Source organism: Vreelandella maris (genome assembly GCF_013371085.1).
GTDB classification, from domain to species: Bacteria; Pseudomonadota; Gammaproteobacteria; order Pseudomonadales; family Halomonadaceae; genus Vreelandella; species Vreelandella maris.
Map to the genome: position 1 here is coordinate 1 of NZ_JABWCV010000068.1, position 2,027 is coordinate 2,027.

The following is a 2,027-nucleotide window of genomic DNA, read 5'->3' on the forward strand; positions in this document are numbered from 1 at the left end:
CGTTGCGCCAAAAATAATTGCTTTAAATTTCATGGTGGTTTACTCCGTTGGTTATTTACAATTTAATAATAACCTTAGAGTATGAATTGAAGCTGAATTTAGTGGTTTTTTAGCAAAAAAAACGCCACCTTCCGGTGGCGCAAGTTATAGAGTGCTTAACGATTTAAAATATTAACCTGACACCTGCCACCACGCCGGTATCTTCGGTATTATTCCCGCCAGCACGAGAAAGGTCAGCGGTATCGCCATACTCTTTTACCCAGTAAGCGCCCACGTAAGGCGCAAAGCGTCTGGTCACTTCGTAGCCCAGGCGCATGCCGACACGCACTGAGTTAAGGCCCTCACCCACACCAAACTCCTTAACTTCGCTGGCAGCTACGGCAATTTCGGTACGCGGCTGTAGGTAGAGCCGCTGAGTCAGGCGCAGATCGTACTCGCTTTCCAGGCTGGCGGAGATATCGCCTTCATCGCTTATCATCAAGTCGAGATCGGTCTCGAAGCGATAGGGGGCGAGCCCCAATAGGCTGATGACGCCGAAATAGCGTTCGGGATAGTCATTCGTAGCGATACCGCCCTGATAACCGATGCCGCCCTGAAGTTCCCAGAAGTCGGCAATCAAACGACTATAAAGCAGGTTGAGGGACTCGAATTCTGCATCTTCGCCATCGCCCTGGACGTTTTCGCCTTCGCCTTCCACGTATAGGCGATTGAAATCACCGCCATACCAGGCCTGGAAATCCCAGACCAAGGCATCCCCCCCCTTGTCGGGCGAAGCATATTCCAAGCGATCGACCCGTACCGTGGTCATCGGGTGCTCCACGACCGGTGACGGCCAGCCGGCCGGGGCGTCATAGCCGTCTTCGGCTTGAGCAGTCGTGGCGGCGGCCATGCCGAGGGCGGCGCTGGCGAGGGTTAAGTAGTGCTTGGTTTTCATACTGCCTCCTTAAGAAACCTGAACAACGCGGAACATGCCGGCATCCATGTGATAGAGAAGGTGGCAGTGGAACGCCCAACTGCCCTCGGCGTCTGCAGTGATCAGCGCAGACACGCGCTCGCCGGGCTTCACGTTCAAGGTGTGTTTGCGCGGAATCAATTCACCCTGGCCGTTTTCCAGCTCCATCCACATGCCGTGGAGGTGGATAGGATGCTCCATCATGGTGTCGTTAATCAGAATTAGGCGCAGCCGCTCATCTTTCTCAAAATGAATAGGGCCGGTCACTTCGCTAAACTTCTTACCGTCGAACGACCACATATAACGCTCCATATTGCCGGTCAGGTGCAGCTCAAGCTCACGGCCTGGCTCACGGCGATCAGGCCATGGTGTGAACGCTTTGAGATCCCGGTAAACCAATACGCGTCGTTCGTCAGGATCAATGCCGATTCCCGCCTGGTTATAGCGAGAGCCCGGCTGAGCTTCACCGGCGAGAAGCAAACCATTTGCGCCTATTTTGGCCTGCTCGGCTGCCATCCCCCCCATAGTAGAGTGATCCATGCCTTGCATGTTGGACATACCGGAGTGATCCATCCCAGCCATGCTGGAATGATCCATCCCCGACATGTTGGACATGCCAGAGTGATCCATCCCCGACATGTTGGACATGCCAGAGTGATCCATCCCCGCCATGTTGGAGTGATCCATACCGCCCATACCGTGGGCACCCATGGCTTCCATGCCGCGGTCGGCAATTTGGCGGCGCTTGGGAATCTCCGCCTGCATGCCTTCACGCGGGGCTAGCGTGGCGCGAGCGTAGCCACTCCGATCCATGGCTTCGGCGAAGATGGTATAGGCTCGATCATCTTCTGGTGAAACAAGCACATCGTACGTTTCCGCCACGCCAATACGGAACTCATCAACAGGCACGGGTTGCACTGGCTGGCCATCGGCGGCCACCACGGTCATCTTCAGGCCAGGTATACGGACATCGAAGTATGACATGGCCGAACCGTTAATCACGCGTAGCCGTACCCGCTCACCGGCCTTGAACAGCGCGTTCCAGTTTTCCTGGGGGGAGTGGCCGTTGAGCAGG

Annotated in this window: 2 protein-coding genes; both read right to left on the reverse strand. The window is 55.6% G+C overall.

The genetic code is table 11. From position 1 onward, the window contains the following. Positions 1-163: 163 nt before the first annotated feature. Entirely contained in the window at positions 164-934 is a 771-nt protein-coding gene (locus HUO07_RS21435) for a copper resistance protein B (protein WP_176305132.1), read from the reverse strand. 9 nt (positions 935-943) lie between these two features. Then, positions 944-2,027, reverse strand: a 1,084-nt coding sequence (locus HUO07_RS22110; RefSeq protein ID WP_176305133.1) for a multicopper oxidase domain-containing protein, incomplete at its 5' end; no start/stop codon positions are given.